Source organism: Nostoc sp. 'Peltigera membranacea cyanobiont' 232 (assembly GCF_002245985.1).
In the GTDB taxonomy this organism is placed as follows: Bacteria; Cyanobacteriota; Cyanobacteriia; order Cyanobacteriales; family Nostocaceae; genus Nostoc.
Window position 1 is genome coordinate 1 of record NZ_NOLK01000246.1, and the last position, 7,143, is coordinate 7,143.

Consider the following 7,143-nt stretch of genomic DNA (forward strand, 5'->3'; position numbering starts at 1 on the left):
CCCCTGCTCCCCTGCTCCCCTGCTCCCCTGCTCCCCTGCTCCCCTGCACAAGCTTTGAGATGTGGTGAGAAATCCGGGTACAGGCTAACTCTGTTCTCTATTCATTGGGATAGTATTAGTATTATTACCCAAATGTCACGCAGTTAGATTCCACGGGGTTCCCGCAATAGGTGGTGTAAACTTTTCAATAGTTCTCTGGCCGTATAGGGTTTTGATAATACTGCTTGCACATTAGCATCAGCAGCTTGAGCAGATACATCTACTAAGTTCAACCCCGTACAGGCAATGATTTGAACCTGCTTGTTCATTTTTTGCAAGGTGCGAATAGCAGTAATTCCATCCATTTCCGGCATCATTATATCCATCAATACGGCATTGATTTGATGCTTGTGTTGGGCATAAAGTGCGATCGCTTCTATGCCATTACTGGCAGCTAGTATCTTATAGTTATAGTTTTCTAGAATGATGGTGGCAACCTCCCGAATTTGAGCCTCATCATCTACAACTAAAATCAATTCTCCCTCTCCTGGGGGCAGTTCCATATCTTCGATCTCGAAGGCTTGGGTTGCTTGCACTGCTGGTAAAAACAGGTCAAATTTGCTACCTCTACCAACATTACTAGATACTTTGATAAAACCGTCGTGGCTTCTAATGATGCCCAGCACTGTTGAAAGGCCAAGTCCCGTACCTGCATTGATCTCTTTTGTCGTGAAAAATGGCTCAAAAATTCTATCTAATATTTCTGGCGGTATCCCAACTCCGTTATCGGCAACGGTAATTACAATATAATGCCCAATCTTGGCATCGATATTCATTCTCGTATAAGCTTCATCAATAAACTTATTTTCCGCAGAAATTTTGATATTGCCCCCATCTGGTAAAGCATCGCGGGCATTTACTACCAAATTCATCAACACTTGATGCAGTTGTGTGGTATCTACGGTGACAGCACAAATATCTTCTGGGATAACCGTGGAAAATTCAATAGATTTGGGAAATGTCTGTTTAATAATTTGGATAATTTCTGAAATCAGGTACTTGATTTGGATAATTGTCCGCTCTCCTTTAAATCCTCGCGCAAATGACAAAACTTGCTTCACTAAAGCTGCTCCCCGTTGGGCGTTGCTTTCTACAAGTGTCAGCAGTTGCCCAGAACGCTCCTCGTCTTGGAAAAATTTCCCCTGTAGCAATTGAGCTGTTGCCAAAATTGGTGTCAATATATTGTTTAAGTCGTGGGCAATACCACCTGCAAGGGTACCAATGCTTTCCAATCGCTGGGTGCGAAAAAACTGTTCTTCAAGTTGTTTCTTTTCAGTAATATCAGTGTCAACAGTCAGGATAGATTTAGGTTTTCCTTCAGGATCGCGCATCAATGTCCATCGGCTTTCTACAATAATTGTCTTACCGGATTTTGTCACCTTAGATAACTCACCTTGCCACGAGCCACTCTCAATTACGCTTTTTAGAGGTACTTCCAGTTGGTGCTGAATTTTGGTTGGGTACAAAATCTCCTGGAGGTTTTTTCCTATAACTTCTGTAGAGAGCCAACCGTACATCCGCTCTGCACCTTTATTCCAAACTAATATTTGAGACTGGAAATCTCTAACTAATATGGCATCTGTGGCGATATCAAGTAGAGCAGCTTGTTCGGAAATTTTTTGTTCTGCCAGCTTGCTCTCAGTTACATCCCTACTTGTGCCGATCGCCCGAATTGGCTGACCAATTTCGTTATAGTAAGCCCGACCTTTGCAGTGTAACCAGTGTAGGCTGCCGTCAGGCCAGATAATCCGATACTCTATAGATCCCTGTCCTGTCTCAATCATCCAAGCCATATTTGCAGCTACCAATTCGCGGTCTTCTGGATGGATTAAATTGAGATAGCCTTCAACGCTTGGACACAAGGTGTTGCTCGGTAGACCATAAAGTGGCCCCATATTGGCAGACCAAATCCCAGTATTGGCGATTAGGTTTCGATCCCATATACCAATTTGGACTGCTTCGGTAGCTAAACTCAATCGTGCTTCACTTTCTTGCAGTGACTCTTCGGCCAGTTTGCGCTCGGTGATATCTTCAGCAATGCCACCATAATAGTTAACTTTTCCTTGGTCATCATAGACAGCAAAGCCCTGATTCCAAATCCAGCGCACCGAGCCATCAGGTCGTAAAATCCGATATTCTGTTGAAATAGATTGATTAGTACTCAGCAGTTGCTCGATTAATTGGGTGGCGCGATCGCGATCGTCTGGATGAATGTTGTTTACCCAAGATTTTGGCTCCTCAAACAGACTCTGAGAAGATCGACCCCAAATCTTCTCATAAGCGGGACTAATGTACAAAGGTTGGAATGTATCTGCGCTATGAATCCAGATCAGTGCTTGGGTGTGTTCGGCAAAAGTGCGAAATTTCTCCTCGCTTTGGCGTAGTGCTGCTTCGGCAAGTTGGCGTTCCTGTAACGCAGCTCGCTGTTCGGTAATATCTCTGGCTACCCCTTGTATTTCAACAACCTCTCCTTTGTCATCATGAATTGCGATCGCATTCCATTCAAACCAACGAATACCATTGACTGTGAATAACCGTCGCTCACAATTAGTCAATGGATGGAACGAAGATTCTAAAACTGTTATACTTTCCATCACTTTAGGTAAGTCATCTAGATGAAAAAACTGGAAAAATGACTGACCATGAAACTCATCTTGTTTCCAGCCAAAGGTTTGACAGGCAGCCATATTGGCAAAGGTAATCTGCCCTTGTAAATCAATGCGGATAATTATGTCAGTTTGGCTTTCCACTAGTTGGCGATAGAGGTTTTCGCTCTGCTGTAATGCAACTTCTGCACGTTGGCGATCGCTAATTTCGTGTTGCAGCAGAACGTTGGACGTAACAAGTCCTTCTGTCCGTTCCGCTTGGAGTTCTTCGAGGGCTAGCTGAAGTTCCTGATTAACTTGGATGATTTCAGCTGATTTGGCCTCAACCCATACTTTTAAGTGATTTTGAGTTTGGCGGCACACCTGCTCTATCTCAATTGGCAGATTAACCTGCCTGAAGTCATCTGTGGGTTTTTGTAAATATTGCTGCAAGCCTTCAACCACCCCAACCATTTTTACCAGGTCAAAGGCTTGTAGTAAACTAGTCTGGGTGATGATTCCTAGCAATTGCCCGCGATCGTCCAAAACAGGTAAATAGTCAGTCTGGTGCTGACGCAATAATGATAAAGCAGTGAAAATATCATTAGAATCTGATTGTCTAAGGGTAACTACTGGCTGCGTCATCACTTCAGCTATTGTCACCGTGGCTAAGTCTATTCCCAAAGCTATAAGTCTAATTACATCTTTTCCTGTAAAAATACCTAATAAGTTTTCTCCATCCAAAACCAAGACGCAACCATTTAGTGATTGATTGGCAAAGCTTAAATCTAATGAGGAATTTAAACTAATAGGTGCATAATTACTACATCTTTCCTGACTCATCAGAACAATAGCTTCCACTACAAAACTATCAAAACTAATCGTTAGGGGAGAACGATTAATAACATTATTTAATCTAGGTATGTTAATCAGACGATCGTTGAATCGCATAGTTAATTTGTCAATTCTAATGATCTCTTTGATATCAGTACAAACTTGTAGAAACTAAAGTAAGTAAATTGTTAAAAATCAGGAATTATTTTGCTGTAATTGATAATCAATCAATTATCAATCAACTATCTACCCTGTAAAGATTAGAAAACCTAATACAAGAGACACAATGCAAGTTAGTAACTAAACCAGGAGGTAGATAGAATTTTAGAGTTTCTCAACCCATTCTATTGTCAAATTAGAGATAGCAGATCGGATATCTCAAGAGATTACCCTAAGTGATGGTCTTGGTAGTCTTGTGAGTGTGAAATCTTTAAAATTAATTGATGAGTGCGAATATAAAAACCTGACTCCCAAAGGTCGCCAGAAAGTTTGTGCTTTCGGCTTTCTTGATAAAGATCCAGCAAGACTTTCAATCAACAAGGTAGGAGATAAAAGCTAGAAGAGAAAAGGATTTGACATGTTTATTCAATTCATAACTGGTAGTACGCTATCAGTTAGGCTGCTCTTAATTTTCAGATTTATAGTTATACGAATTTATCTGAAGATAGTTTAAGCATTTTTTTTCTAAATCGCCTAAAGTTATTACTTAAAAATTGTGTATAAATACTTAGGGATTGTTAAGTATCTTAAATTCCTTCACAAGTTCCTCATTTTCTTACACTATAGTCAAAATATAGACAAATGATTTTAAATAACTACAGGCTTGTCAACTGGCATCCTAATTTGCAATAACACTTTCATTAATAGGATTTGAGAAAATATGAATTACTGTCCTTGCTGTTCAAGTTTACTTTTAGAACATATACGTAGTGCAGATAGTTACTGGTTTTGTCGCCACTGCTGGCAAGAAATGCCTGTTTATAATTTGAATAAATCCAGTTCATTCACCGAGTCTGTGATGGGAAAACTACCTAGAAAAACTCAAAAAGTAAAACGTAGAAATACTACTGTTTACGCAAGCCAATGGCAACCTATCAACGAATGGATAGGGCTACAAGATTTGTCTGTTTAATATCAAGTTACTGAAGTTAATTTGGTTCTTTAGTACCTAGTATGCTAAATTTATCTGAGAAAATCTCAAAAAGCTTGCTATACATGGGAAATCAAGCTTATTTCTCAGATGATTTCTTAATATTGCCTCTTTCCCCTGTTCCCTCTTAAAGACTGTGAATTTAGCATAACAAGTCTTCAACAATCTCTTATTTATAACCCCCGAATTGATTCGAGGGTTTTTAACGCTGAAAAATGAATTTTTAATTTTGATTTTATTCGGATGCTGCTAATGGGGCACTGCTTTTAGATGCAGCCTGCATCATCTTCCCAAGATTCGTGATTGAGTAGGTCGATAATTCTATCTCTGAGGAGAAATTCATTCTTTTCTAACTCAAGTTCAAAATTAACCCAGTCACGATGAGGAATATATTTACAAAGGGTATAAATTGGCTGTTGACGGTTAACAAATCTCTTTTTAACAAGTTGAAGTGCTTCTTCCTTGATAACTTCGATGTCATATTTAACCGTAGTGTTCATAAGTCGTTCCTTTGTTTTAAATCAAGGAATTAAGAATCAAAATAATAGTTTATTTGACTCTATCTTAAACTTATCAAATAAAATTGGCGAGAATTGTGAAGAATCAAGACATTAACTCTTGATGGAAGTTAACTATGTCAGTAATATCCTCTTGGAGTTACCAAATATACCCCCTCTAGAGAGATTTTTGCAGAGTAAGAAATCTGGTAGAGGAAGCTGTAAATAGCAAAAGACGGTGTAGATGCTCTCTGGGCGACTTGCCAAAAGTTAGGTTAGGGTAAAGAACATTCTCTACAAAACTTATACTATGCTTTTGAATCTTGATAAAGTTCGTCAATATTTTCCTGCGCTAGCTGGTGAATGGACTTTTTTTGATAACGCTGGCGGGTCACAAACCCTGAAAAAAGTAGTAGATAGAATTAGCGAATTTCTCCTAAGTTCTGATGTCCAGTTGGGAGCTTCTTATGCTGTTTCTCAACTTGCAGGAGAACGATTGGCTTTAGCAACTAGGGGAATGGCTACTTTTATTAATGCCAATTCTTCTAAAGAAATAGTTATGGGACCATCTACGACAATGATGTTGAAAGTTCTCTCAACTTGTCTGGGTCAAACCTTTACACCTGGTGATGAGATTATTGTTACTAATTGTGACCATGAAGCCAATATTGGTGCTTGGGTTGCTTTGGAAAAACAAGGAATTAAGGTTAAAGTGTGGCAAATTCGCCCAGATACCTTAGAACTTGATTTAGCAGATTTAGAACAATTGATGAGTCATCGCACCAAATTAGTAGCCTTGACTCATGCTTCTAATGTTTTGGGAACCATCAACCCGATCAAAGAAATTGCTGCATTTGTACACGATCGCAACGCGATGATTTGTGTAGATGGTGTAGCTTATGCACCACACAGATTAGTTGATGTCCAAGATTTGGATGTTGATTTTTATACTTTGAGTTGTTACAAAGTTTACGGGCCACACCATGCCTTACTTTATGGCAAAGAAGAACATTTATTAAGATTACCTGGACTTAATCATTATTTTATTCAACAGACAGACATACCTTATAAATTTCAGTTAGGGAATGTCAATTTTGAGTTAAGTTATGGAATGTTAGGTTTATGTGATTATTTAAGTGAGTTAGCACAACTCCATTACGGCGATCAAACTGCACCTGATTTGAGAAATCAGATGGTACAGGCGTTTGATTTAATCAGTATACATGAAGAAAAAATTAGCGATCGCCTTTTAAACTACCTCAACAGCAAGTCTAATGTGCGAGTCATTGGTCAATCAAAAGCTGACCGTCAATTGCGTGTACCGACTATATCTTTTGTAGTCGATGGAATGAATAGCTCAACCATTTCGGCAAAAATTGACCAACATTATATCGGGATTCGCTACGGAGACTTTTATGCTAAACGGCTCATTGAATATCTGGGGTTAGCGTCGCAAGATGGAATAGTTCGGGTGAGTATGGTACATTACAACACCCTTGAAGAAGTTAACAACTTGATTGAGGCTTTTGAGCAGACATTTTAACTAATTCGTAATTCGTAATTCGTAATTCGTAATTCGTAATTCGTAATTCGTAATTCGTAATTCGTAATTCGTAATTCGTAATTCGTAATTCGTAATTCGTAATGGGCGGGGCGCAGCCTATTACGAATTATTTTGTTACCCGTTACTAAGCTGCAAAACTTGCACCTCTTCTTGTGACGAAATTAATGTTTTACCCACCGGGAGAACAGCTAAGGCATCGGTTTGAGCTAAATTAATTAAATTGCCGGAACTATTACTACCACCAGCTTTGTGAAATTCGTAAACTCCATCAATTAAATGTAATTTACCCCAAAGGTAAGTTTCCCGCTTACCATCCGATCGCAATTCATCATGCGATCGCACTTTCAAAAATATTGGCTCCCAACCTTCAGTAATTCCCGAAATTTTCTTAATCGCTGGTAGCACAAACCGCCAAAATGTCACCAACACAGCCGCAGGGTTTCCTGGTAAACCAAAGTAGAGTGGGGACTGGGG

4 protein-coding genes and 1 pseudogene are annotated in these 7,143 nt (G+C 39.3%); 2 read left to right on the forward strand and 3 right to left on the reverse strand.

The genetic code is table 11. The features are described from left to right. Positions 1 to 143: 143 nt before the first annotated feature. Positions 144 to 3,575 (reverse strand): PAS domain S-box protein, encoded by a 3,432-nt coding sequence (locus CDG79_RS37740; protein ID WP_094346648.1) that lies wholly within the window; start codon positions 3,573 to 3,575, stop codon positions 144 to 146. Between the two features lie 304 nt (positions 3,576 to 3,879). Here CDG79_RS37740 and CDG79_RS43110 point away from each other — a divergent pair, with 304 nt between their 5' ends. After that, positions 3,880 to 4,017: a hypothetical protein gene (locus CDG79_RS43110; RefSeq protein WP_189525270.1), complete on the forward strand. Its 138-nt coding sequence runs from the start codon at positions 3,880 to 3,882 to the stop codon at positions 4,015 to 4,017. A gap of 857 nt (positions 4,018 to 4,874) precedes the next feature. On the opposite strand, the gene CDG79_RS37750 is transcribed toward CDG79_RS43110, so the two are convergent. Further along, positions 4,875 to 5,108: a DUF4327 family protein gene (locus CDG79_RS37750; RefSeq protein ID WP_094331707.1), complete on the reverse strand. Its 234-nt coding sequence runs from the start codon at positions 5,106 to 5,108 to the stop codon at positions 4,875 to 4,877. Positions 5,109 to 5,415: 307 nt separating this feature from the next. Here CDG79_RS37750 and CDG79_RS37755 point away from each other — a divergent pair, with 307 nt between their 5' ends. Beyond that, positions 5,416 to 6,648 carry a cysteine desulfurase-like protein gene (locus tag CDG79_RS37755; RefSeq protein ID WP_094346650.1) on the forward strand — a complete coding sequence of 411 codons (1,233 nt, stop codon included), beginning with the start codon at positions 5,416 to 5,418 and terminating at the stop codon, positions 6,646 to 6,648. A 135-nt stretch (positions 6,649 to 6,783) separates the two neighbouring features. Here the strand turns inward: CDG79_RS37755 and CDG79_RS37760 are convergent. Further along, positions 6,784 to 7,143: pseudogene (locus tag CDG79_RS37760) on the reverse strand (gephyrin-like molybdotransferase Glp); the annotation flags it as partial.

Coding starts and splice junctions, on each gene's coding strand:
- CDG79_RS37740 (WP_094346648.1), bottom strand. CDS start 3,575: ATGCGATTCAACGATCGTCTGATTAACATACCTAGATTAAATAATGTT.
- CDG79_RS37750 (WP_094331707.1), bottom strand. CDS start 5,108: ATGAACACTACGGTTAAATATGACATCGAAGTTATCAAGGAAGAAGCA.
- CDG79_RS37755 (WP_094346650.1), top strand. CDS start 5,416: ATGCTTTTGAATCTTGATAAAGTTCGTCAATATTTTCCTGCGCTAGCT.